This window comes from Nonomuraea sp. NPDC048881 (assembly GCF_040649795.1).
In the GTDB taxonomy this organism is placed as follows: Bacteria; Actinomycetota; Actinomycetes; order Streptosporangiales; family Streptosporangiaceae; genus Nonomuraea.
The window spans coordinates 223,023-248,296 of record NZ_JBEZGC010000008.1 but is presented as its reverse complement, the minus strand read 5'-3'; the positions used below and the strand labels follow the sequence as shown (position 1 = coordinate 248,296).

The 25,274-nt window shown below is 70.0% G+C and carries 14 protein-coding genes and 1 pseudogene; 11 read left to right on the top strand and 4 right to left on the bottom strand.

What is annotated here, in order from left to right; all coding sequences use genetic code 11:
* The first annotated feature begins 11 nt into the window (after positions 1-11).
* The 5 genes from AB0C33_RS28330 to scpA all read left to right on the top strand — a co-directional run bounded on the left by AB0C33_RS28330 (position 12) and on the right by scpA (position 7,616).
* Positions 12-1,877 (top strand): potassium transporter TrkA, encoded by a 1,866-nt coding sequence (locus AB0C33_RS28330; RefSeq protein ID WP_358293266.1) that lies wholly within the window; start codon positions 12-14, stop codon positions 1,875-1,877.
* Between the two features lie 40 nt (positions 1,878-1,917).
* Positions 1,918-2,856 (top strand): S-methyl-5-thioribose-1-phosphate isomerase, encoded by a 939-nt coding sequence (mtnA, locus tag AB0C33_RS28325; RefSeq protein WP_352328327.1) that lies wholly within the window; start codon positions 1,918-1,920, stop codon positions 2,854-2,856.
* Positions 2,857-2,934: 78 nt separating this feature from the next.
* The gene (locus tag AB0C33_RS28320; RefSeq protein WP_358293265.1) at positions 2,935-3,714 is read left to right on the top strand and encodes an N-acetylmuramoyl-L-alanine amidase; all 780 of its coding nucleotides are present in this window, start codon (positions 2,935-2,937) and stop codon (positions 3,712-3,714) included.
* A 45-nt stretch (positions 3,715-3,759) separates the two neighbouring features.
* Complete coding sequence (locus AB0C33_RS28315) at positions 3,760-5,475, top strand: methylmalonyl-CoA mutase family protein (RefSeq protein ID WP_358293264.1); 1,716 nt, start codon at positions 3,760-3,762, stop codon at positions 5,473-5,475.
* A complete protein-coding gene (gene scpA, locus AB0C33_RS28310) occupies positions 5,472-7,616 on the top strand; it encodes a methylmalonyl-CoA mutase (RefSeq protein WP_358293262.1) in 2,145 nt (714 codons plus the stop codon). Before AB0C33_RS28315 ends, scpA begins: the two co-directional genes overlap by 4 nt.
* Before the next feature lie 61 nt (positions 7,617-7,677).
* Here scpA and AB0C33_RS28305 read toward each other — a convergent pair whose 3' ends face one another.
* Positions 7,678-9,312 (bottom strand): protein kinase, encoded by a 1,635-nt coding sequence (locus AB0C33_RS28305; RefSeq protein WP_358293261.1) that lies wholly within the window; start codon positions 9,310-9,312, stop codon positions 7,678-7,680.
* A 101-nt stretch (positions 9,313-9,413) separates the two neighbouring features.
* On the opposite strand from AB0C33_RS28305, the gene meaB reads away from it, so the two are divergent.
* From meaB to AB0C33_RS28285, 4 genes are all read left to right on the top strand, one after another.
* Complete coding sequence (gene meaB, locus AB0C33_RS28300; RefSeq protein ID WP_358293260.1) at positions 9,414-10,382, top strand: methylmalonyl Co-A mutase-associated GTPase MeaB; 969 nt, start codon at positions 9,414-9,416, stop codon at positions 10,380-10,382.
* 215 nt (positions 10,383-10,597) lie between these two features.
* Positions 10,598-12,799: a CehA/McbA family metallohydrolase gene (locus AB0C33_RS28295; RefSeq protein ID WP_358293259.1), complete on the top strand. Its 2,202-nt coding sequence runs from the start codon at positions 10,598-10,600 to the stop codon at positions 12,797-12,799.
* A gap of 138 nt (positions 12,800-12,937) precedes the next feature.
* The gene (locus AB0C33_RS28290; protein ID WP_358293258.1) at positions 12,938-13,558 is read left to right on the top strand and encodes a TetR/AcrR family transcriptional regulator; all 621 of its coding nucleotides are present in this window, start codon (positions 12,938-12,940) and stop codon (positions 13,556-13,558) included.
* Complete coding sequence (locus AB0C33_RS28285; RefSeq protein WP_358293256.1) at positions 13,555-14,619, top strand: acyltransferase; 1,065 nt, start codon at positions 13,555-13,557, stop codon at positions 14,617-14,619. Before AB0C33_RS28290 ends, AB0C33_RS28285 begins: the two co-directional genes overlap by 4 nt.
* A 230-nt stretch (positions 14,620-14,849) precedes the next feature.
* On the opposite strand, the pseudogene AB0C33_RS28280 reads toward AB0C33_RS28285, so the two are convergent.
* Positions 14,850-15,302, bottom strand: a pseudogene (locus AB0C33_RS28280) (DUF4158 domain-containing protein); the annotation flags it as partial.
* 203 nt (positions 15,303-15,505) lie between these two features.
* Between AB0C33_RS28280 and AB0C33_RS28275 the strand changes: the two are divergent.
* Both AB0C33_RS28275 and AB0C33_RS28270 read left to right on the top strand, forming a co-directional pair.
* Complete coding sequence (locus AB0C33_RS28275) at positions 15,506-16,582, top strand: tetratricopeptide repeat protein (protein ID WP_358293254.1); 1,077 nt, start codon at positions 15,506-15,508, stop codon at positions 16,580-16,582.
* Between the two features lie 564 nt (positions 16,583-17,146).
* Complete coding sequence (locus AB0C33_RS28270; RefSeq protein ID WP_358293252.1) at positions 17,147-17,473, top strand: hypothetical protein; 327 nt, start codon at positions 17,147-17,149, stop codon at positions 17,471-17,473.
* A gap of 57 nt (positions 17,474-17,530) precedes the next feature.
* Here AB0C33_RS28270 and AB0C33_RS28265 read toward each other — a convergent pair whose 3' ends face one another.
* A complete protein-coding gene (locus AB0C33_RS28265) occupies positions 17,531-18,106 on the bottom strand; it encodes a hypothetical protein (protein WP_358293250.1) in 576 nt (191 codons plus the stop codon).
* A gap of 88 nt (positions 18,107-18,194) precedes the next feature.
* A complete protein-coding gene (locus tag AB0C33_RS28260) occupies positions 18,195-24,887 on the bottom strand; it encodes a DNRLRE domain-containing protein (protein ID WP_358293248.1) in 6,693 nt (2,230 codons plus the stop codon).
* Positions 24,888-25,274: the final 387 nt, after the last annotated feature.

The window sequence follows — 25,274 nt, the reverse complement described above, 5'->3', positions numbered from 1 at the left end:
GTATCGGGGAAGTGTCGAGGATCACGGTCCGCGAACGGGCGCGGTACTGGTTCGACAACACCATGTCCAGGGGGACGGCCTCGCTCATCGGCTGGCTCGCGGTGGTGTCGGTCGCGCTCATCCTCGTGGTGGCAGCGCTCACGCTCTGGCTCGCGCCCGACGAGCCCGACGGCGTCAGCGGCCCAGGGCAGGTGCTGTGGGTCGCCCTCATGCACGCCCTCACCCCCAGCAAGGTCGCCAGCGACAAGGGCTCGTTCGGCTACATGACCGTCATGTTCGCCGGATCGCTGGGCGGCATCTTCATCGTCAGCATGCTCGTCGGCCTGCTGTCCAACGGCCTCAAGCAGAAGGTGGACCGCCTGCGCAGAGGCCGCTCGCGCATCGTCGAGTCCGGCCACACCGTGGTGCTCGGCTGGTCCGACCAGATCTTCACGATCGTCACCGAACTCGTCAAGGCGCACGCCAGCCAGAAGAACTCGGTCATCGCCGTCCTGGCCGACCGCGACAAGCTCGCCATGGAGGAGGACATCCGCGAGCACGTCGGCGACCTCGGCAGGACCCGCCTGGTCTGCCGCACCGGACGTCCCACCGAGCCGCGCGACCTCGGCCTGATGAACCTCACCGCCGCCAGGTCCGTCGTCGTGCTCTCCCCCGAGGGCGAGGACCCCGACGCGCACGTCATCAAGATCCTGCTCGCCCTGGCCAAACGGGACGGCTCACACCCGCCCGTGGTCGCCGCCCTGGCCTCCGCCCGCAACCTGGCCGCCGCCCGGCTGGCCGGCGGCGAGGACGTCCACCTCGTCGACTCCGACGACACCGCCTCCCGGCTGATCGTGCAGTCCTCCCGCCAGTCCGGCATGTCCGTCGTCTGCATGGACCTGCTCAACTTCGACGGCGGCGAGATCTACCTGCGCGCCGACGAGGAACTGGTCGGCGCCACCTACAGCAAGGCCCTGCACGCCTACGAGACCGCCGCCGTCATCGGCTTACGCGGCCCGGCCGGCGTCGTGCTCAACCCGCCCATGGACACCGTCATCACGGCCAAGGACCAGGTCGTCGTCATCGCCCACGACGACTCCCACATCACCCTCGCCACCGGCGAGCCCCCGATCGACGAACAGGCCGTCACCACCGCCGCCGCCCCGCGGCCCGAGCCCGAACGCACCCTCCTGCTCAACTGGAACGGCCGCGCCGAACAGATCGTGCGCTACCTCGACGGCTACGTCTCCACGGGCTCGGTCCTGGACATCGCCGCCGACCACCCCAAGGCCGGCACCGGCCTGACCGGGCTGCGCACCCTCACCGTCAACGTCAAGGACTGCGACACCACCGACCGGTACGCGCTGGAATCCCTCGGCGTCGGCCTCTACCAGCACGTCATCGTCCTGTCCGACGACCGCTTCGACCCCCACCACGCCGACACCCGCACGCTCATGACCCTGCTCCAGCTCCGCGACATGCAGAGCACGCTCGGCGAGCACTACTCGATCGTCAGCGAGATGCACGACGAGGGCAACCGGGCGCTGGCCGAGGTCACCGAGGCCGACGACATCGTCATCAGCGACACCGTCATCGGCCTGCTGCTGGCCCAGCTCGCCGAGAACCGGCACCTCGCCGACGTGTTCGGCTACCTGTTCGACTCGCACGGCTCGGAGATCTACCCCCGGCCCGCCGCCTCCTACGTCCGGACCGGCGCCGAGGTCACCTTCGCCACCATCGTCGAGGCGGCCCGGCGCAGGGGCGAGACCGCGATCGGCTACCGCGACAACGTCTCCAGGAACGTCCCGCCGCACTACGGCATCGTGCTGAACCCCGCCAAGAGCGACACCGTCGTCCTCGGCCGGGGGGACTCGGTGATCGTCCTGGCCGAACGCTGATCCCCGGCCCGGCCCAGGCCGGTGGGCTACCGTGTGCGGCGTGAGGACCATCGACTGGGCCGGCGACGCCGTCGAGCTCGTGGACCAGACCCTGCTGCCCGGCCGGTGCGTGCGGCTGCGCGTCGAGACCGTGGCCGAGCTCGTCGCGGCGATCAGGCGGCTGGCCGTGCGCGGGGCCCCCGCGCTCGGCGTGGCCGGCGCGCTCGGCGTCGTCCTCGCCGACGGCGACCTCGGCCAGATCGCCGAACTGCGCGCGGCCCGCCCGACCGCCGCCAACCTGGCCTGGGGCGTCGACCAGGCCGCCGCCCACCTGGACGAGGGCCGGCAGGCGGTCCTGGCGGCCGCGCTGCGGATCCGCGACGACGACATCGCCGCCTGCCTGGCCATGGGCGAGCGCGGCGCCGCCCTGCTGGAGGGCGACCGGTTGCGGATCATGACGGTGTGCAACACCGGCGGCCTGGCCGCCGTCGAACGCGGCACCGCCCTCGGCGTCGTCCAGACCCTGCACGAACGCGGCCGCCTGGCCGAGGTGCTCGCCCTGGAGACCCGCCCGCTGCTCCAGGGCGCCCGGCTCACCACCTGGGAACTGGCCAGGATGGGCGCGCCGCACCGGCTGGTCGCCGACTCGGCGGGGCCGTACCTGCTGGCCAAGGGCGAGGTGGACGCGGTGCTCATCGGCGCCGACCGCATCGCCGCCAACGGCGACACCGCCAACAAGATCGGCTCGTACGCGCTCGCGCTCGGCGCCGAACGGGCCGGAGTGCCGTTCATCGTGGTCGCGCCCGAGTCCACCATCGACCCCGCCACCCCGACCGGCGACCACATCGAGATCGAGGACCGCGACCCCGAGGAGATCCTCACCGTCGGAGGTGTACGCCTGGCCCCCGAGGGCACACAGGCGCTGAACCCCGCGTTCGACGTGACGCCGCACGATCTGATCACCGCGATCGTGACCGAACGGCGGGTGATCAGACCGTGAAATAGCGCGATCCCCGGACCTGCTCACCTCGCTGGCGTTACGCTCGGTCGTCCCGATATCTACTCTCGGAGAGCACTCGTGGACATCGATCTGGTGTTACGCCGCGACTGGCAGGCCCGCGCGCCCCGCGGCTCCTACACCCAGCTTGACTCGACCAAGGGCGTCAAGGTCCACTACACCGGCGGCCGGGTCGAACCCGCCATCGTGTCCGACCACGCCGGCTGCGTCTCCCTCGTGCGATCGATCCAGGCGTACCACATGGACGGCAACGGCTGGATGGACATCGGCTACAGCTTCGTCGCCTGTCCGCACCGGAAGGTGTTCGAGGGACGGGGGCTGCATCATCTGCCGGCGGCCAACGGTCCCGGGCTCAACTCCGGTCACTACGCCGTGCTCGCGCTGGTCGGCAACGCCGGGCTCGTGCAGCCGCCCGACGCGATGCTGGACGCCGTCCTCGACGCCGTCCAGTACGTGCGCGACCGGGGCGGCGCCGGCAAGGAGATCAAGGGCCATCGCGACGGCTACTCGACCGACTGCCCCGGCGACCCCCTGTACGCCTGGATCAAGCGCGGCGCGCCCCGCCCCGGCGGCGGCACCACCCCGCCACCGCCCAAGGGCGCGCCGCCCTTCCCCGGCCGGTTGCTGAAGTACCCGCCGGTCATGGAGGGCGAGGACGTGCGCACCTGGCAGCGGCAGATGCACAAGCGCGGCTACGACCTGACCGTCGACGGCGCGTACGGCGCCCGGTCCCGCGACGTGTGCCGCAAGTTCCAGCGCGAGCAGGGCGTCGAGGACGACGGGATCGTGGGCCCGCTCACGTGGAGGCTGGCCTGGGAGGCGCCGACGGCTGACGGGTAACCCCCGGATTACTGCGGCGGCCGGGCAGCGCCTACTATCCGTTGCATGGAACTGGCAGCGGGCTTTCCTCCCACCACTCGCGACGACTGGCGGAGGCTGGCGGTCGAGGTCCTGCGCAAGTCGGGGGTCGAGGCGGGCTCGCCCGAGGAGGCGCTGTCCAGCCCGACCTACGACGGCGTGCCGGTCATGCCGCTCTACGACGCGGGCGACCTGCCGGGCGATCCGGGGCTGCCGGGCGCGCCGCCGTTCACGCGGGGGGCGCGGGCGCGGCCCGGCTGGGACGTCCGGCAGCGGCACGCCGTGGCCGACCCCGAGGCGGTGCTGGCCGATCTGGAGAACGGCGTCACCTCGCTCTGGCTGGTCGTCGGCGACGGCGCGATCCCGGTGGGCGCGCTGCCCGCCGTGCTGAAGGACGTCTACCTCGACCTGGCCCCGATCGTGCTGGAGGCGGGGGAGCACACGCGGGAGGCCGCCGAGGCGCTGTTCGGCCTGGCCGCCGCGCAGGGCGTCACGCCCAGCGGCAACCTGGGCGCGAGCGGCGTCGAGGGGGTGGAGCTGGCCGGGCGGTGCGTCGCGGTCCCTGGGCTGCGCGCGGTCATGGTCGACGCCACGCCGTACCACGACGCGGGCGCCGCCGACGCCGAGGAACTGGGCTGCTCGATCGCGCGGGGCGTGGCCGAGTTGCGCACGCTCACCGGCGCCGGCCTCACGGTTGAGCAAGCGCTAGGCCAGATCGACTTCCGGTACGCCGCCACCGCCGACCAGTTCGCCACCATCGCCAAGCTGCGCGCGGCGCGCCGGTTGTGGGCCAGGGTGGCCGAGGTGTGCGGCGCCGCCGAGCACGGCGGCCAGCGCCAGCACGCCGTCACCAGCGCGGCCATGATGACCGCCCGCGACCCCTGGGTGAACATGCTGCGCACCACGCTGGCCTGCTTCGCGGCGGGCGTCGGCGGGGCGGAGGCGGTCACCGTGCAGCCGTTCGACGCCGCGCTCGGCCTGCCCGACGCCTTCTCCCGGCGCATTGCCCGCAACACGCAGTCGCTGCTGCTGGAGGAGTCGGGGGTCGGGCGGGTGGCCGACCCCGCCGGCGGCTCCTGGTACGTCGAGCGCCGCACGGCCGACCTGGCCGAGCGTGCCTGGGCGTGGTTCCAGGAGATCGAGGCCGCCGGAGGCGTGGCGGCCGCCGGGGAGCTGATCGAGCGGCGCGTCGCGGCCACCCGGGCCCGCCGCGACGACGACATCGCCCACCGCCGCTTCCCGATCACCGGCGTCAGCGAGTTCCCCGATCCCGGCGAGAAGCCGCTGCGCCGGCCGCCCGCCCCCGCCGGGCGGCCCGTGGCCCGCTACGCCCAGGAGTTCGAGGCGCTGCGCGACGTCGCCGACGCCCTGCCCGAGCGTCCGAAGGTGTTCCTGGCCACCATCGGCCCGGTCGCCGCGCACACCGCGCGGGCCTCCTTCGCCGCCAACCTGTTCCACGCCGGCGGCCTGGCCACCGAGACCGCCGGGCCGGGCGCCGACCCCGAGCAGATCGCCACCGCCTTCGCCGTGAGCGGCGCCGCCGTCGCCTGCCTGTGCTCCACCGACAAGCTGTACGCCCAGCACGCCCGCGCCGTGGCCGCCGCCCTGCGGCACGCGGGGGCGAGACGCGTCTGGCTGGCGGGGAAGGGAGACTACGAGGGCGTGGACGCCTGCCTCTACGCGGGGTGCGACGCGCTCGCCGTGCTCCGTCAGACGTTCGAGGACCTGGAGGTGCTGCGATGATCCCCGACTTCTCGGGCGTCCCGCTCGGGCCGGGGGCCGGCTCCGGCGCGGCGGCCGTCCCCGGGGGCGAGGTGTGGGAGACGCCCGAGGGCATCGGGGTCAAGCCGCTCTACACGGCCGCCGACCTCGACGGGCTCGACTTCCTGCGCACCTATCCCGGCGTGGCCCCGTACCTGCGCGGGCCCTACCCCACCATGTACGTCAACCAGCCCTGGACGATCCGCCAGTACGCGGGCTTCTCCACGGCCGAAGACTCCAACGCCTTCTACCGGCGCAACCTGGCGGCCGGGCAGAAGGGCCTGTCGGTCGCCTTCGACCTGGCCACGCACCGGGGCTACGACTCCGACCACCCGCGCGTGGCCGGCGACGTGGGCATGGCCGGGGTGGCGATCGACTCCATCTACGACATGCGGCAGCTCTTCGACGGCATCCCGCTCGACCGCATGTCGGTGTCGATGACCATGAACGGCGCGGTGCTGCCCGTGCTCGCGATGTACATCGTGGCGGCCGAGGAGCAGGGCGTCGCGCCGGAGGAGCTGGCCGGGACCATCCAGAACGACATCCTCAAGGAGTTCATGGTCCGCAACACCTACATCTATCCGCCGGCCCCTTCGATGCGCATAATCTCGGATATTTTCGCTTATACGAGCGAAAAGATGCCGAAGTTCAACTCGATCAGCATTTCTGGGTATCACATCCAGGAAGCCGGGGCGACCTGCGACCTCGAACTCGCCTACACCCTCGCCGACGGCGTCGAGTACCTGCGCGCCGGGATCGCCGCCGGGATGGACGTCGACCGGTTCGCCCCCAGGCTGTCGTTCTTCTGGTGCATCGGCATGAACTTCTTCATGGAGGTCGCCAAGCTGCGCGCCGCCCGGCTGCTGTGGGCCAAGCTGGTGTCGCGGTTCGGGGCGGCCAACCCCAAGTCGCTGAGCCTGCGCACGCACAGCCAGACCTCCGGCTGGTCGCTCACCGCCCAGGACGTCTTCAACAACGTCGCCCGCACCTGCGTCGAGGCCATGGCCGCCACCCAGGGCCACACCCAGTCGCTGCACACCAACGCCCTCGACGAGGCGCTCGCGCTGCCCACCGACTTCTCGGCCCGCATCGCCCGCAACACCCAGCTCCTCCTGCAGCAGGAGTCGGGCACCACCCAGGTCATCGACCCCTGGGGCGGCTCCTACTACGTCGAGCGGCTCACCCACGACCTCGCGGAGCGCGCCTGGGCCCACATCGAGGAGGTCGAGGCGGCCGGCGGCATGGCCAGGGCCATCGAGGCGGGCCTGCCCAAGCTGCGCATCGAGGAGGCCGCGGCCCGTACCCAGGCGCGCATCGACTCCGGCCGCCAGCCGGTCATCGGGGTCAACAAGTACCGCGCCGCCGACGACGAGCCCATCGAGGTGCTCAAGGTCGACAACAGCGCCGTACGCGCCCAGCAGCTCGACAAGCTGGCCCGTCTCCGGGCCGAGCGCGACGGCGAGGCCGTGCAGCGCGCGCTCGACGCGCTCACCAAGGCCGCCGAGAACCCCGCCCCGGGCCTCGACGCCAACCTGCTCAAGCTCGCCGTGGACGCCGCCCGCGCCAAGGCCACCGTCGGCGAGATCTCCGACGCCCTGGAGCGGGTGTTCGGCCGGCACGCCGAGCAGGTGCGTACCATCTCCGGTGTGTACCGCGACGAGTCAGGCAACGCCGAGGCCATCGAGCGCGTCCGCCTGGCCTGCGCCGACTTCGAGCGGGACGAGGGCCGCCGCCCGCGCATCCTGGTCGCCAAGATGGGCCAGGACGGCCACGACCGGGGCCAGAAGGTGATCGCCACCGCCTTCGCCGACCTGGGCTTCGACGTCGACGTCGGCCCGCTGTTCCAGACGCCGGAAGAGGTGGCCAGGCAGGCGGTCGAGGCCGACGTGCACATCGTGGGCGTCTCGTCGCTGGCGGCCGGGCACCTCACGCTGGTGCCCGCGCTGCGGCGCGCCCTGGCCGACCTCGACGCCGCGGACATCATGATCGTGGTGGGCGGCGTCATCCCGCCGGGCGACCACGACGAGCTGCGCGCCGCCGGCGCCGCCGCCATCTTCCCGCCGGGCACGGTGATCGCCGACGCCGCCCTCGACCTGCTCCGGACGCTCACCGGCCGCCCGTAGCGCTGCGGGCGGCTCGCCCGGGTCACCGGCCGCCCGTGACCCTTCGGGCGGCTCGCCCGGGTCAGGGGGCGTCGTCGCAGATGGTGACGGCGACGGTGCGCTGACGGGTGACCGGCGCGGTGATCCGCAGCGTGACGCTGTGGGGGCCGGCGGTCGTCAGCGCGGTCGGCGAGGTCAGGTGGCGGGGGGCGTCCTCGGCGACGGTGGCCGAGGAGCGGGTGGTGACCGTGCCGTCGACGATCCAGGTGTACCGGAGGGTGACCGGGTCGCCGGTCCTGGTCACCGCCGCCTGGAGCCGTACCGTGCCGTTCCAGCAGTCGCCGTTCCTGGTGCCGCCGGACGGGCGCAGGGAGGCCAGGGTGAGGCGGTCGGGGGCCGGGGTGGCGCCGGAGGTGCTCTCGTCCTGCGGCCCGGGGACCGGTGTGCGGGTGTGTCGTGGGCGTCGGGTGGGGGAGGTCGCGGTGCCGGGGGTGGGCGCGGGGGTGGGGGCGGTGGTCACGTCGGCCACGTGGGTCGCCTTGGGCGTGGGCGTCGAGGGAGTGAGCCACACGATCGCGCCCGACAGCACCAGCACGGACACCCCGGAGACCCCGGCCACCATCGCCGTCTTCACCCGCCGCCGCACCTTGACCTTGGGCGCGGTTCCCGGCGTGGCGGCCTGCGGGGCGGGGACCTGTGGGGCCGGGACCTGTGGGGCCGGGACCTGTGGGGCCGGCGGTCCTCCGTGGGGGAGGGGCGGCGTGCCCGCGACCAGACGCAGTCCGGTGGTCCCCGACGCGACCCCCGGCCCTGCGGCGGGTGCGGGGCGAGACGGCGCCCCGGCGGGTGCCGGGCGGGTCGGTGTTCCGGCGGGTGCCGGGCGAGGCGAGGGGCCGGCGGGTGCCGGGTGGGGGGAGGGGCCGGAGGTGGGGGCGGGGATGGTGGGCAGGTGGCGGAGGACGTCGGCCATGGGCGGGCGGCGGGCGGGGTCCTTGGCCAGGCAGGCGAGGACCACGCCGAGCAGTGGTTGCGGCAGGTCGCCGGTGCGGGGTTCGTCGTGCAGGATGCGGTTGATCACCGCCGGCAGCGAGTCCTCGCCGAACGGCGGCATCCCCGTCGCCGCGAAGACGATCACCGACGCCCACGCGAACACGTCCGCGGGCGCGCCCGCCTCCCGTCCCGAGAGCTGCTCGGGCGCCATGTACGCGGGCGTGCCCGTGATGGCGCCGGTCGCGCTCACCCCCGTCCCGAACGCCGCCGAGACGCCGAGGTCGGTCACCCGCGGACCGTCCGGCCCGAGCAGCACGTTGGACGGCTTGAAGTCGCGGTGCGCGACGCCCGCCCGGTGCGCCTCGGCCAGGGCCGTCGCGGTCGTCACCGCCAGCCGCCGCAGCTCGTCCGCGCCGCGCAGGGCGCCGGTGTCCTGGAGGGAGGGCCCGTCCACGTACTCGGTGACGACGTACGGCCGGCCCCTGACCGAGGCGTCCAGCACCCGCGCGACGCAGGACGGCTCCACGGCACGGGCGGCGGCGATCTCCCTGGCGAACGGCTCACCGGCGGTGACGCCCTCGGCGAGCACCTTGACGGCCACCGGTCCGCCGTCGCGTCCGCGGGCGAGGTAGACGACACCGTGGCCGCCCGCGCCGAGCCTCCCGGCCAGCCGGTAGGGTCCCACCGCCGCCGGGTCGCCCTCGCGGAGGGGTTCGACGTTGGGCATGAGGGGAGTGACTCCTGTGACGGCTGTGATCAGAACTCCAGCACCTTACTGGCAAATAACCGGACTTGTCAGAAGTTAGGCTGATCAATGAGAAGAAAGGGGTGAACCGCGTGCGCTCGCTGGAGGACTACGCCCAAGGCGTACGGGCAGGCTCCCGTACGTGGATCGCCCGCGCGATCACCCTGGTCGAGTCGACCAGACCGGACCACATGGCGCTGGCCCAGCGGCTGCTCGTCGAGCTCACCCCGCTGTCCGGCCGGGCCCGCCGGGTCGGCGTCTCGGGCGTGCCCGGAGTGGGCAAGTCCACCTTCATCGACGCGCTCGGCACGTACCTCACCGGCCAGGGGCACCGGGTGGCCGTGCTGGCCGTCGACCCCTCCTCGACCAGGACGGGCGGCAGCATCCTCGGCGACAAGACCCGGATGGCCCGGCTGTCGGTCGATCCGGCCGCGTTCATCCGCCCGTCGCCGACCTCCGGCACGCTCGGCGGCGTCACGAAGGCGACCAGGGAGGCCATGGTCGTGGTGGAGGCCGCCGGGTTCGACGTGGTGCTGGTCGAGACCGTCGGGGTCGGGCAGTCGGAGACCGCCGTGGCCGACATGGTGGACACGTTCCTGCTGCTCACCCTGGCCCGTACCGGTGACCAGCTCCAGGGGATCAAGAAGGGCGTGCTGGAGCTGGCCGACGTGATCGCGGTCAACAAGGCCGACGGCGAGTACGAGCTCGCGGCCAGGAAGGCGGCCAGGGAGCTGGCCGGAGCGCTGCGCATGCTCCGCTCGGACGCCGGGCCGCCGCCCGTCCTGACGTGCAGCGGGCTCACCGGCGACGGCCTGGAGGAGCTGTGGCGGCGCATTCTGGCCCATCAGGACTCGCTGGACCTGGCCGCCAAGCGCCGCCGTCAGCAGGTCCAGTGGACCTGGACGCTGGTCCGCGACCGCCTGCTCGCCGAGCTGCGCCACGACCCCGAGGTGGCGGCGATCACGGCGGAGGTCGAGCGGGAGGTGCTGGCGGGGGAGCTCACCCCCGTGCTCGCCGCCGACCGCCTGCTGTCGGTGTTCAAGCGGCCCTGACGTCCGGCCGTGGCTGTTCGAGTGGCTCTGACGTCCGGCTGTGGCTGTTCAAGCGGCTCTGACGTCCGGCGGCGGGCGCCGGGAGCTCTCCACTCCCCGGAGGAACAGACTTGCGCCCGGGGGAGAAATATCCCTATCCACAGCGTCATCTCCGATCCGACGGCTTGAGCGGGACATGTCACGATGTCGCGCAACCGACGTGGGGAGAAGCGCAGATGTGTGCGGAACCGATGCTGCCCGGAACGGTCGCGGAGGCCCTGGAGGAGTACGGTCGCCTGCTGGCCGGGCACGGCATCACCTGGGGCGAGCCGGAGATCCACTACGTGAAGTTCTTCGCCCGGCGCAGGGTGCTGCCGCCCTCGCTGTTCGGCACGTTCTGGCGCCTGGCCTTCGAGGAGGCCGCGCGGCTGCACCCGGGGCAGCCGATCGACCGGCTGGCCGCCCACCTCGCCGAGCCCGACTACGACCGGGTGCTGCGCGACGCCCTCGCCGGCGAGCTGCCGCCGCACCTGACCGCGCTGCGCGTCGGCCCCGACCGGATCGAGCTGCGCGGAGCGCCGATCACCGTCCTGACCCCGGGAGAGCCGCACTCGGGCCCGCGCGGGGTGGGCGCGGTGCCGGTGGCGGACGCCCGGCCCGCGACGGCCGTTGAGGCGCCGCCGCCGCCCTCCGGGCGCGGTGCGGAGAAGATCTTCCTGCTCGTCGACTCCTCCCGCGACACCCCCTGCCCGGTCAGCGTGGACGACGCCCGCCGCGAGCTGGCCCCCCACGGCGCCTGGCTGGTCGAGGCCGACGTCGGCAGCGTGATCATGGCCGACGGACAGCGCGTCCGGCTCGATCCCCTGCTGCGCCCGGTCCCCGCCGCACGGCTCACGCTGGTGGCGGGGGAGCCGTGCCGGTGGAGCGTCGCATCCCGGGACGGCCGCGGCTGGTACCCGCCCGGCGTCCCGGCCCGGCACGACTACCACGGCAGGCCCTACTTCCACGGTGACGGCCGCACCCTCGACGTCCCGGCCGAACCGCTGACGATCACCGTCACCCGGGGCATGGAGTACACCGAGTCCGCCCTGGACGTCACCCTGGCCCCGGGCGAGGAACGCGTGGTCCGGCTCACCCCGGAACGCCTCTACGACGCCGCCGCCCGCGGCTGGTACGGCGGAGACCTGCACGTCCACCTCAACTGGGCCGGCGACCTGGTGGGCCTGCCCGCCGACGCGGCCGCCGCCCAGCTCGGCGAGGACCTGCACGTGCTCAACCTGCTCGCCGGGAACGTCTCAGGGCCGCGCGTCTACGACCGGGAGGCCCTCGACCACTGGGCGGGGGAGGACCTGCCCTGGTCCGACGCCACCCACCTGGCCCGCATGGGCGTCGAGTACCGCAACGATCTGCTCGGCCACGTCTACGCCTTCGCCCCGGAGCGCGCGCCGGGCCGGTTCCACACCGGGTTCGCCGGCGACGCCGACTGGCCGCCGAACGCCGAGGGGCTGCGCGAGCTGCGCGGCCTCGGCGCGGTCCTCGGCTACAGCCACCCCTTCGCCACGCCGCTCGCCGACGGCGATCCGCCCAGGGCCGTCGTCTCCCCGGCGCCGCGCAACTGCGCGGCCCGCGAGCTGGTCGCCGACGCCGCGCTCGGCCTGGTGGACAGCCTCGACGTGCTCACCCACGCCTCGATCCCGTCCACGGCGGCCGTCTACCGGCGGCTGATCGGCGCCGGCAACCGGCTCGCCGTCACCGCCGGGACCGACTCGATGATCTCCTTCACGCGTTCGGACAACCAGTCCAACCCGCCCGGCTGGGCCCGCGTCTACGCGCGGGTGGAGGGCGAGCTGACCGCCCGCGCGTTCGCCGACGCCGTACGGGCGGGCCGCACGTTCGCCACCACCGGCCCGTGGCTGGAGCTGACGGTGGACGGGCACGGCCCCGGCCACGTCATCGACGCCCGCCCCGGCGACCTCGTCCGGGTCACCGCCACCGCGATCGGCCCGGAGGTGGCCGCCGTGCGCGTCCGCACGGCCGAGGGCGTCCGCGCGGGCGCGGAACGGCTCCCGGCCGGCGAGCGGCTCCCGGACGGCGAACGGCGCCCGGCGGGCGAACGGCGCCCGGACGGCGAGGAGCGCCTGACCGTGACGGCCGACCTGCGCGTGGACGAGCCGACGTACGTGCTGGCCGAGGTCGTCTGCGACCCCCACCCGCGCACCATGACCGGCACCGGCTACGCCCTGACCAGCCCCGTCTACGTGGACCTGGCCGGCCGCCGGGTGGCCAGGCCGGACGACGTGCGCTGGTGCCTGGAGTGGCTGGACCTGCTGGAGGAGCTGATCAGGTCGCACGCCCGCCTGACCGCCCCCGGCCAGCTCGCCGACCACGTCGCCCTGCTGGACCAGGCCAGAGAGATCTACCGCGACCGCCTGTCCTGACCCCGGCGCGATGCCTGACCCCGGCGCGGTCCCTGACCTCTCGCGATCCCTGCCCTCTCGCGGTTTCCGACCCCTGTGCGACCCCTGTGCGACCCCTGACCCACTCGCGTTTCTGGCCGCCTGTGCTAGATTTTGGCCATGCGGTCAGAAAATCAGTCGAGCGGCCAGAAGGCGCGCTCGTTCATCGAGGAGGCCAGGCGGGCGCAGATCATCGCCTCGGCCGTGGAGGTGATCGCCGAGGTCGGGTTCGGTCAGGCGTCGCTGGCGCGCATCGCCCAGCACGCGGGCATCAGCAAGGGCGTCATCTCCTACCACTTCGCCGGCAAGGAAGAGCTGATGGAGGAGGTGGTCAACAGCGTCTACGGCGAGATCGCCGCACACGTCATGGCGCGGATGGAGGGCGTCGAAGGCCCCACCGCCATGGTGCGCACGCACATCCTCGCCGTCGCCGGGCACATGCGCGACCACCGCACCCGGCTCAAGGCCCTCGGCGAGATCTTCTACAACCTGCGCACCGCCGACGGGGAGCCGCGCTACGGCGTCAACGCCAACGACGAGCTCTACCAGCTGATGGAGCAGATCTACGCCTACGGCCAGTCCAGCGGCGAGTTCCGCGAGTTCGACCGCCGCGTCATGGCCATCACCCACTTCTCCGCCATCGACGACATGTTCGCCTACTGGGTGGCGAACCCCGACCACGACCTCGACGCGCACGCCGCGGAGCTGGCCGACCTGTTCGAGAGGGCATGCAGGCGATGAAGACCGAGACCGGCACCAGACTCTTGGCCGTCGACAACCTGCGCGTGCTGCTGACCGCGCTGGTCGTCGCCCATCACGTCGCCGTCACGTACGGCAACATCCCGCTGTGGTACTACACCGAGCCGGCCGCCGACCCCTCCGGGACGGCGCTGGACATCCTGGTGGTCTTCGACCAGGCGTTCTTCATGGGGTTCTTCTTCCTCGTCTCCGGCTTCTTCACCCCCGGCTCCCACGACCGCAAGGGCGGGCGCGCGTTCGTCCGCGACCGGCTGGTCAGGCTCGGGGTGCCGCTGCTGGTCTTCCTCCTGCTGCTGCGGCCGCTGCTCACGATCGGCGAGCACGGCATGCCGTTCTGGAAGTGGTACATCGTCTCGTGGGACCCGGGGCCGATGTGGTTCGTCGAGGTGCTGATCGTCTTCGCCCTGCTCTATGCGTGGTGGCGGCGTGCCGGCGGGCAACGGGCCGGCGCGGAGAGGGGTGGGGCGCCGAGCCTCAAGGGGGTCGTGCTGTTCACCCTCGGGCTGGCGGCGGCCACGCTCCTGTGGCGGATCCCGGTGCCGCAGGGCACGTACGTGCCGGTGCTCGGGCTGCCCACGCCCTACTTCCTGCCGCAGTACGCGGCGATGTTCGCGGCCGGCGTGGTCGCCTTCCGGCGCGGCTGGTTCGAGGCGCTGCCCGGGCGGGCCGGGCGGGCCGGGTTCGTCGTCGCGGGCGTGGCGACCGTGGTGTTGCTGCCGCCCGCGCCGAGGCCTTGGCCAGCTTCGGGTGCTTGCGGATCTTCTCCTTGTCCGCGGCGGTCTGCGCCTTGTTCAGCAGCTCGGTGGTCATCAGCAGGTCCAGCAGTTCCAGGGTGTCGTCGACCGACTTGGCCTCCAGGAACGCCACCGTGGCCAGCAGCGTCGCCAGACGGCGGCCATCGCGGTGACGGCGGATCTGCGAGGCGTCCGCGCTCATCCCGTATTTGGCCAGCTCCACCAGCCGGCGCGGCGGCACCAGGCGGTCGGCCTCCAGGTCCGTCATGCCCAATCCCGCGACCTCGGCGACCTGCTCCAGTGCTTTGATCAGCGTCGGCCCGGACCCGCGCGGGACCGGGCCCTTGCGCCAGCGCTCCAGGTCGGAGATCCGTGATCCCGGCGGGAACCTCCAGCAGCTGGTCCAGCACATAGCGCTGGCCCACGGTCAGCAGCCCTTCCAGGACACCCCACAGCCGCCGGGTCGTCTCATCGCGGACGTTGGTGACCAGCCGCGCCAGCGTCGTAACCCCGGGCAGGAGCACATCGCGTTCCCGCAGCCAGCTCACCGCGTCAAGAAAGATCGCCTTCGGTCCGTCCCCCGTGGTCCAGGATCTGGCCTCCACCCACGCTCGCAGACCCGCTTCGACGGTCCCGAACTCCTTCAGGCCGTACACCCGCCGGATCTCCCACTGGTGGTCGAATCGCGTCTTGGTCCGCTCGGTGTACTTCTTCACGCACGAGGGATCATTGATGCCCAGCTGTTCGGACACGAAGTCGAGGACCGCGGTCGGCACGTCCAGGGGGTCCTCCAGGAATGCCCCGATCCAGCGAACGGTGACGAGTTGAAGGCTGAAGCCGAGCTTCATGTGCTCGCCGCGGCGGCGCTCGATCAGCTCCCGGTCCTCGTCATCGAGGAAGAACACCCGCTCCAGGTCCGCGCGCGATGGCACTTCTGCGTATCGGCCGTACGCGGACGCTTCGTCATCGGTAAGGAACTCCACCACCGGCATAAGCCGCAAAGTACGGCCAGCCCGCCCACAACAAACCGAAAGTAGCCGAACAGTTACTCAATCCACCGCCATGTTGCTGCTCACCCACAACGGGCCGCTGGATGGCGGTAGGTCCGCCGACATCAGCTCGCTACCGCCACTGACCGATTGGTTGCTGCTCAGGGGCCGGATCCTGGCGACGGCACTTAGGCGACCTGCTCACCGTGGCGGACATCGCCTTGACCGCCATCCGGGAGCTGGGCGACCGGCGCGGCGAAGCCTTGGTGCTGAACAACCTCGGGATCGCCCTGCAGCAGGCGCGGCGGTTCGAGGAGGCAATCATCGCTCACCAGGACGCCGCCGCCATTTGCCAGGAGCTGGGCGACCGGCACGGCGAAGACGTGGCGTTGATCAACCTCGGGCTCGCGCTGCGGGAGGTGCGGCGGTTCGAGGAGGCGATCACCGCCTGCCAGGACGCCGCCGCCATTTGCCAGGAGCTGGGCGACCGGCACGGCGAAGGACAGGCGCTGAACAACCTCGGGCTCGCGCTGCGGGAGGTGCGGCGGTTCGAGGAGGCAATCACCGCTCACCAGGACGCCGCCGCCATTTGCCAGGAGCTGGGCGACCGGCACGGCGAAGCCTTGGTGCTGAACAACCTCGGAATCGCGCTGCAGGAGGCGCGGAAGTTCGAGGAGGCAATCACCGTCCACCAGCAGGACTTGGCCATCTGCCGGGAGCTGGGCGACCGGCACCGCGAAGGCATGGCGCTGAACAACCTCGGGCTCGCGCTGCGTCAGGTACGACGGTTCGAGGAGGCGATCACCGCCTGCCAGGACGCCGCCGCCATTTGCCAGGAGCTGGGCGACCGGCACGGCGAAGGCATGGCGTTGAACAACCTCGGGCTCGCGCTGCAAGAGGTGGAGCGGTTTGATGAGGCGATCACCGTCCACCAGCAGGACTTGGCCATCTGCCAGGAGTTGGACGACTGGCACCGCGAAGCCTGGGCGTTGAACAACCTGGGGCTCGCGCTGCAGGGGGCCCAGCGGTTCGAGGAGGCGATCACCGCTCACCAGGACGCCGCTGCCATTTGCCGAGAGCTGGGGAACCGGTACGGCGAAGGACAGGCGCTGAACAACCTCGGGATCGCGCTGCAAGAGGTGGAGCGGTTTGATGAGGCGATCACCGTCCTCCAGAACGCCATCACCATCTTCAACCAGTTGGAGGATGCCCATGCGGTCTCCGTGGCCAGCAACTTTTTGGAGAGGACCAGACGTCTGGGAGATGAGGATGCACCGTCCTAATGAGACAGCACGCGCCGATGGTGCGGTTTCCTGAGCGGTCACTTATGAAAACACCGCCTGCGGTGCCCCGGCCGACTCGTCCTGCTATATACCGGCCGCGGCAAGGTGGGCGGCCGCGCGCTTCCGGCTGGTGCCCGACCTGGCCAAATCCCTGGCCGTGACGGTCCCGGCGGTGCGCAAGCCCGGCGCGATGTGGAAGGCCATGCCGCGCCCCGCCCCAGCTGGCACCGAACCGGCCGGACACGCGCGCATCGGCTACGCCCGCGCCTCCACCGTCCGCCAGTCGCTCGACACGCTCAAGGCCGCCGGCGTCTCCCCGGGTCTTCGCCGAGACGATCTCCACCCGCGCCACCGGCCGCCCCGGACTCGAGCGCGCCCTCGCCTGGCCACGGAGATGCGGTCCTCCGACCTGGCGGTCACCCTGGTCGTGCACGAGCACAAACGCCTGGGCCGCGGCCTCGAACTGGCCCCCTGGCCAACAGCTGCGCGCCGCAGGCATCCGGCCCGGAGTTCCTGTCCCGCTAGCTGCAGGGCAGCCACGGCCCGTCCGGAATCGTCTTCACCGTGCTGGCCACCCTGTCGGATATGGAACGCGAGTACATCCGCGACCGCACCCTGGAAGGCCACGAATCGACCCGCACCCGAGGCAAGCACATCGGCGGCGCCGCTGTCACCGACGGGACCATGCTGTCGATGGCCCTGCATCTACGTTCCCAAGGGGTCAGCTTGCGCGACATCGCCGCCCGTCTGGTCATGATCCGCGGCAAGAAGGGCCAGGCCCCCTGCCCCGGCCACCGTCCGGCGGATGCTCTGCGATCACGACGAAACTACCGCCGCTTTGGTATGACGAGGGTTCCGACGTGGGAGAAAGCGCTCGTTTGGGGCTGGTGACATGTTCGTTAACGGGACCCATCTCCGCCGAGGTCTGATCCCGCAGCAGGCCTGTGTTTACCAGATGCCAAGGGGAACGCGGCACAGGAGATGACTTCTGTCGAACCATTCTTCGGTTAGAGGCGTGCCGGTAATGCGGCCGATGATCGTGAGATAGGCGTCCTCCTGGGTCCCCGGCCGCCCTTCGAATGACAGGCCCGCCATGTTGCGCGCGAACAGGCCATCAGGTTGCGCCGGCGTATGGTTAAACGCGTGGATGTCATCTGTTCTCCGGGCGTTCTCCACCAACACGAGATCTTCGATTCCCTCCACTTCAGTAACGCACATGAACAGCAGTCGCCCGCCACCTCTGGTTAGGCTGGAGTGGAGGGTGGGGTAGGCGGCATAGTTTCCGCTGATCTGCAGGACATGTGTCCAATGCGGGCCGTGGCGTCCCACCCACAGCGTTTCCTCAGGCTCGTCCCCAGAGCCGAAGGGGTAACCCTGCATTGCTGAGGAGAAATCGCTGCGCGATATGGCTTTGGCACCGAGCCTCCGCGCCACTGCTTCTTCGTCGGGACAGTCGATCCATATGCTGAGGAAGTAATCTTCCAGCCCTTTAGCCCGGACGATGTCCCAGGTATTTCCGGACATGTTTCCTTCGTTCTTCGGATGGGATGGGTGGCGGCGCGAGGGGCTGGGCGACTCGCGGGGCCGCGAGCCGCCCAGCCTCCTAACATCTCTATTCCGGCATGACGCGTACCAGGAACGGATCATGCTCGTTCACTACGCGATTGCGTGAATAGAACTGGTTGAGCCAGATGAACCCGTGATTGCGGTTCTGGGTTCCGTCCACTGCTCGGATGGAGTAGTGGCCGTTGGCGTTGGACGCACCCTGTCGCGTGCTGGCGAACGGGTATTCATCGCATTGCCGGCCGGTCTGCTTGTAGGAGGTGTATCCGGGGTACTGGAAGTAGACCTGGCAGAGCCCGTCGGGGTACCTCACCCCGTCTATGGTGACCGGGGCACCGAACGTCTCCCGGTTCGCCTTCTTGAGGTCAGCGTCTCTTGTACGTGTCAGAACTGTCCCAGCGGGCGTGTTCCTTGCCGCATCGGCATTGCCGGGAATGTTCTTCGGTTGCCGGACGCCGTTCTTGAGGAGCGGTGGCTCCGTCAGAGCGTTGGTCTGGGGATTCAACGCCGCAGCGATGTGGTCTACCACTTCGTCCATCGGCTTGCCCGCGTCCCTGGCCTCCTTCTTGGACATCTCGAAGACGGGGACATCCCCAGGGTCGACGCATCCTCCCTCGTGAATCCCGTAGGTGTTGCCAGCCGCCAGCGCCGCGACCCCTTCTGGGTCCGTGGCGCCTTCGCGCCAGGAGTCGCAGCGGAAGGTGGGCTTCCACATGTACTTGTCGCCTCCGACTGGAGCGGTGCCGAAATACTTCCCGTGGTCGATGCCCAGACTGTCGAACACGCCGGTGGGCCAAAGGGGGATCGGGAACTTGCCGTATGTCTGGTCCCTCTCGTCTCCTTCACCGTCGCTGTCCCAGTCGGCAAGAGTGTTCTTGAGGTACGGTGCGATCGCGCACATGTGGGTCTTGTCGGTGTCGGTGAGATTCGTGTCGCGGGACTCGAACCGGAAATAGTTGTCCGAGGTCGCCTGCCACTGGGGCACTGTGGAGACACGTTCCTTGGAGCCTGAAGTCATCGTGCATGTTGACCCGGCCTCACCGCCGGACTCGACTTTCAGCCCGATGCGATAGTTGCCCAGGTTGGCCTGAGGCACCCGATCGCCGTTCTCCCATACCGCGATGTTCTGCAGCCTGGTCCACAGGGCAATGTTGCGTGGTTTGATGTCACCGGTGCCTCCGTTCACCACATTCGTGCCTGTGGAATTGCCCAGGTAAGAGTGGTACACGGTGGCGACTTCCACGGCGAAGCCGTCTTCGACGTCCGGTTTGACCCGTTCCGGGTTGAGCGGGTCCTTGCTGTACTCGCCGACGCCGATGTACTTGCTCCAGCAGGCACTGTAGGGCGTGTCGCTGTTCTTGTTCTCCCACCAGCCGAAGCTGGCGTACGGGAGAGTGGATGTCCTCCGCGCCTGCATGCACGCTTCGAGCGACGTGTGATGATAGTTGAAGCCTGCGGTAGCCGCCGATGTCACCATTGCAGGCTCTTTTTGGCTGAGCGGCTGGGAGGCGGCTTGCGACGGCTCCTGGCTCTGAGACGTCGCGCCGCTGTGAAGCGCTGCGATGTCGGCGGCGGGCAGCACACGTTGGAAGACCTGGACGTCGTCGAGATCGCCGATGATGCGCGTGCCCAGCGTCATGCCCTGCACGCCGTGCCAGGGAACGAAACTGAGAGGTTCAGTCTTGATCGGCTGGCCGTTCAAGTACAGCGTTACGCTCTTGGCCGTGGCGTCGTAGACGCCGGCGAGGTGGAACCACTCGCCGACCGGGGGCTCCACACCGGACAGCACACCTTCGGCAGCCGCGTCGCCCGCGTCCGAGCTGGTGAAGGTGAACACCAGCCCGTGATCGGGGGTGTTGCCCAGCCGGAACGGAGCCTGGTGGATGCCCCTCTGCTCGATGACCGTGTAATCGCCTTCCTTGTCCGCCCATCGCAGCCATGCTGACACGGTGAAGCTCTCATTGGTCTGGATAACCGTTTCGCCGGTGTCCGCTAGAGGCTTCTCCCCGGGCTGGCGGACGTCGACGGTGACATGCTGCCATTCGGCCCAAGGAGAGCTGAGGCTGCCGGCCATGGCGCGGACGCGCCAGCGTATCTTCCATCCGTCGGTGAGCTTTCCGGCGGGAATCGTCACGCTCGCCTGTGTCCCGGAGGCGACGCCGTCCACTGCCTGAGCCCAGATCTGGCCAGTGCCTTGACCGGTCGCGGAAGGATCATGCTCGATCTCGAACTCGGCCCGCAGCGGCTGCCCGTCAGGGTTGGTGACGGTCGCCTTGAGCTCCGGGGTGAGCACGTCGGTTATCGTGACGCCGTTGACCACGGACGCCGGAGTGATGATCAGGCCGGTGGCGGCGGGTTTAGGCAGGCTGACGGTGAAGGACTGCCAGTCCGACCAGGCGGAGGCGGCGGTGGTCGAGACGGCGCGGGCGCGCCAGCGCACCTTCCACCCGTCGGTCAGGGTGCCCGCCGGGACGACGATATTCGCCTGAGTGTTGGCGGGGACGTTGTCCGCGCTGCCGGTCCAGATCTGGCCGGTGCCCTGCCCGCCGGGTGCGGCCGGGTCGTGCTCGATCTCGGCTTCAGCCCGTAGGGGCTTCCCGGCAGGGTCGCTCACCTGGGCCAGCAGGGCAGGGGTGAGGGTGGGGGTGACGGTGGTGCCGTCTACCTGCTGGGACGGTGTGACCTGCAGCGTGCCGACGGCCGGTTCGGAGACCGGCTCCGGCACGTCGACGGTCAAGGTCTGCCAGTCCGACCATGGCGAGCCGATGGTGGTGGCGGTGTTCACGGCGCGGGCGCGCCACCGCACCTTCCACCCATCGATCAGCTTCCCGTCAGGGACGGTCACCGAGGCTTGCGTACCAGAGGCGACGTTGTCGACAGTGCCGACCCAGATCTGGCCGGTGCCCTGACCGGTCGCGGCCGGGTCGTGTTCGACCTCGAACTCGGCCCTGAGCGGCTGCGCGGCCGGGTCGGTGACCATGGTACGCAAGGCCGGGGTCAGGCTCGTGGTCACGGTGACGCCGTTGACCATCTGAGAGGGCGTGACCTGGAAGGCGCCGACCGTCGGGTTGGGCACATCGACCGTGGCCGTCTGCCAGGCCGACCAGGCCGAGGTGGTGGCGGTGGCGTTGGCCGCGCGAGCTCGCCAGCGGATCTTCCAGCCATCGGCCAGCTTGCCGGCGGGGACGCTCACTGTGGCTTGGCCGCCGGAGGTGACCACCGGCGATGCGCCGGCCCAGATCTGGCCACTACCCTGCCCGGTCGCGGCCGGGTCATGCTCGATCTCGAACTCGCCGTTGAGACGACCGCTCGCGCTGTCGGCGACGGTCGCGGCCAGTTGCGGAGTGAGTGAGCTGGTCACAGTGACGCCGTTCACGCTCTGCGCCGGCGTGATGGCGAGGTTGGAGACGACCGGCTGCGAGGCCGGCCCACTCGTGGTGATGGTCAGTGTGGGCGGCTGGTTGAAATCGGTGTCTTCCGAAGCCGTGAGGACTCGCCAGTTGATGGCCGTGCTCTCGGTCGGGGACTGCACAACCAGACCATGATTGGCGGCGCCAGCTGCCCAGTCCTGAGCGATACCGGTGAGATTCCACTCCAACGGCTTAGGCCCGCTGGAACACGATACGCCGTACCCGGCCTTGTTGATCTGCGCGTCTTCCGTGGTCGCTGCCGGCTTGTTCGTCCAGGTCAGATTGTTGACGTTCCATGGACCGGTCACGCGGCGAATCTGCAAGCCGTCACTGACCGACGTCCCACAGGCGGAGCTGTCCATGTTGAACAGTGACAGTTTGGCGTCAGTCACCGTCTGCCCTGAAAGATTTCCGGTGTTGAATCGCAGATACGAGCGCAGCTTCTCCCCAGTCTGCACACCGGTCATCATCGTCGTGCCGCTTGGATAGGCCGGCGACGTGTTGGTGGTGGCGACCGTGATGTCTTCGCTGCTCGTGACCGTTACCGTCGGGTCCACCCGCACGGGGTAGATCGTCGCCGGATCGGACAGGAACGAGTGGTCAGGCTTGAGCACCAGTTCGGTGCGGCCGTCCTTGGTGACCACATCCGTGTCGACCTTGGCCTGCTTGGCCAGCGGAAGACGTCCCTTGGCGCTACCGTCCCACATCAGCGGCTGCGGCGCCGAAGCCATCACCTTGCCGCCCTTGCCCTTGAGCAGCAGCCGTCCGCCGCTGCCCTCACTCAGGGTCAGGCCGTCATCTTCTACGCCGATACGCAGTTCCAGGGGCTTGGATGGCCGCTGCCGCAGCAGCACATCGTGCCGGAACCCGGTCGGCAGCACCGTCACCACCAGGTCGGCGCCGACACCGGCGGCGTCAGTGTAGGTGGCGACATTGCCCTTGACCGTCGGCTTGGGAAGCGGCGTCGGCCAGCGCAGGGCATAGGACTTCCCATCAGCGGTCATCTTCACGAACGCATCGCTACCGCCCGCGGAAATCTCCACCAGAGCGCCTTCGGCGATCGCCTTCGGTCTCAGCTTCCCGCTCTGCTCCACAAGAGTGCTGTCGATCGGCATCCACGCGTTGCCCTGCCGGATCCGCACCGGACCGGCCGTGACCTCGGTCGTGAACGTCTTCCCGTCAGGCTGAGCGTAGGTGATGCTGGTGGCGGTCGTCTCGTCGGCAACCGCGACGGCCCTACCCTGTTTGATCGCCGCCCGGGAGGCGGCGATCCGGGCCTGCGACGGCGCATTGGAGACCGCGTTTCCGCGCTTCCCAGCGACCCACTGAACACCCCTAGTCAGGGTCGCGTCATGACCCTGACCTGACGAGTCCGCCGCGGTGTTGCCGTCGCCTTCGTCGAAGGTCCAGTGACCTGCCGCCTTGAGGACGGTGGTGAAGGACCAGGAATGCGGCTCCATCATGTTGTCCCAGATATCCGTACCGCTTTTTGCCTCGGCGTTGTATCTGACACCAGGCGAAAGCGGCCGTTCCGGCGTGAACACCACTGTGGTCTGCCCGTTCGGTTCCGCGACCGACGAGGACAGCGAACCGCTGACCACCGCGCCGGAGGCGTCTTTGACCACGAGCTCGGTGCCCCTTGTCTCCTCGCTCAACGTCACGGACACGGTAGCGTCCAGCGGAACGTCCGCGGACTCCGCGGCTGGTGAGGTGGAGATGACACGTGGAGGGGTACCGTCCTCTCCGTCCCCCTCGGGCGGGTCTTCGAAGCTCTCCCCTTCCAAGGGCAGCAGCTGAGTCACTCCCGTGCCGGCTTCGTCGTATCGGTGGTTGGCGAGGGCCCGTGCCTGCGTCTCCGATACCGGCTGGGCAGCGGTCTCTTCAGGGGTCCAGGTTTCCCATGCGACGGCCTGCTCATAAGTGGGGAACGTGGCCAGGTCTTCTCGGGTCTCGAAGACGACACGGATACGCTCCGCGGGCTCGAAGTCGACCGTGAGCCTGGGACCGTGGGCGGGATAGCCGCTGGTCTGCTCGCGGGTACGGTAGCGACGCCAGTTCCGCAATTCGGATTCGTCACCAGCGGTGAGCTGGAACCCGTAGTTCGGTTCCCCGCCCGCCCATGCCTGGACGATCTTGTTGACCGAGTGGATGAGGTCGTGTTCGTAGTTCATCGAACCGGAGCAGTCGGGGCTGTAGGCACCGTACTCGGTGTCCGCGCCCAAATTGGTGACCGATGGCTGGTCGCCCCACTGCAGAGTCAGCTGATCCCAGTCCGACGTGACCTGCCGGGCGGTGATTCCGGACCCGACATACAGTCCGCAGTCGTTGGACAGGTAGTTCCACAAGACCAGGTCAGCGTTCTGAATCCTGGAGCCCCAAAACGGGTCGCTGGCCGGGGGGAGCGGGAACTGGACGTAGGCGCGCCAGCGCTTGGCGATGCTGCTGGCGTAGGACTTGCCGACCCACATCTGGTCGCGGTAGTGCATGTCCCAGCTGTCGGTGAGGTCCACGTCATTGATGTAGGTGTCCATGGGATCGCCGGCAGGGCAGGGGGCGCCGCCGAGAGTGCACTCATACCAGTCGTCGTCGACGGCCGCCATGGTCACCGGGTACGTCGTTGCTGAGTCGGCTAGGAAGGCCGGGTCAGGGCTGTATACCAGCGTCGAGCCGTCCAGGCGTACCTGTGCTCTGCCCACTCTGACCGCGCCAAGGTCGGCGTTCCCGTCGGCCGCGACCGCGTCCAGCAGCGCCGCGGGTCGGATGTCGAGGCTGTACTTGCCGTCGGCGCTCTTCAGTGTCGGTTGTCCCTTGGTGTTCTCGCCGAAGGAGATGCCCTTGGGCAGATCCACAGGGACGCGGAACGTGACCGGGCCGGCGGGGCGCTCCCGGATGACGATCTGCTGGCGGAATCCGGTCGGGGTGGCGGTGACGAGCAGGTCGATGCCCTTGCCGTAAGCGGAGGAGTACGTAGCGGTGCTGCCGTTGAGCGTGGGCTTGGGCAAAGTGCGCGGGGCGTCGATCTGAGCGGTGATGTCGCCACTCTTGCTCTTGATCGCTGCGGTGTTGCCGCCGGCGGACAGCCTCAGGTCGCCCTTGGCCGACTTGGGCCTGATGACTCCGTCTGCCTTGACGAGGGTGGTGTCGATGGGGGTGAAGCCGTCGCCGTTGGCGTTCTTGACCCGGATCGGCTCCAGGTACATCTCCATGCGGAGCGTCTTGCCGTCGGGATTGGCGTACAGAGTGGTCGTCTCGGTGTCGCGCTCGGGGATATTCACTCGCTTGCCGGACTTGGAGGCCTTCTCCTTCGCGGCTTCGAGAACCTTGTCGACCACCGGGGTTCCCCCGTGGCGCGGGTTTTGCTGAGCCGCCTCCTCCGGAGGGGAGGGGGTGGGCTCCTGCGCCCGTGCAGGGACGGTGGTGAGGCTGGTGATGACTAGGGTCGCTACGCCTACTGCCGCAGCTCTTCGAAGGCGGTGCCGCCGCCGAGGGGGTAGTGGGAGATGGAATAAACCTGCCTGGCCCTTGCCTGGTGCCACTGACTGAAACTCCTGTCTACACACGAGTGGCCCGCATCTGCTGTGAGTCGCGAGCCACGCATATCTGGCATTTCGGGACGGAACGGTATCAGCGGAAGATCATTTAAAGAAGGCGTGACTTCGTCCGGGGAGTTTGATGGTGGATGTTGAACTACCTCGGATCAGCGCGACGGCGGGGTGACA

Bases quoted from the DNA above. Each gene is read 5' to 3' on its own strand.
- AB0C33_RS28315 (WP_358293264.1), top strand. From the start codon at position 3,760: ATGGAACTGGCAGCGGGCTTTCCTCCCACCACTCGCGACGACTGGCGG.
- scpA (WP_358293262.1), top strand. From the start codon at position 5,472: ATGATCCCCGACTTCTCGGGCGTCCCGCTCGGGCCGGGGGCCGGCTCC.
- AB0C33_RS28305 (WP_358293261.1), bottom strand. From the start codon at position 9,312: ATGCCCAACGTCGAACCCCTCCGCGAGGGCGACCCGGCGGCGGTGGGA.
- AB0C33_RS28295 (WP_358293259.1), top strand. From the start codon at position 10,598: ATGTGTGCGGAACCGATGCTGCCCGGAACGGTCGCGGAGGCCCTGGAG.
- AB0C33_RS28290 (WP_358293258.1), top strand. From the start codon at position 12,938: ATGCGGTCAGAAAATCAGTCGAGCGGCCAGAAGGCGCGCTCGTTCATC.
- AB0C33_RS28285 (WP_358293256.1), top strand. From the start codon at position 13,555: ATGAAGACCGAGACCGGCACCAGACTCTTGGCCGTCGACAACCTGCGC.
- AB0C33_RS28265 (WP_358293250.1), bottom strand. From the start codon at position 18,106: ATGTCCGGAAATACCTGGGACATCGTCCGGGCTAAAGGGCTGGAAGAT.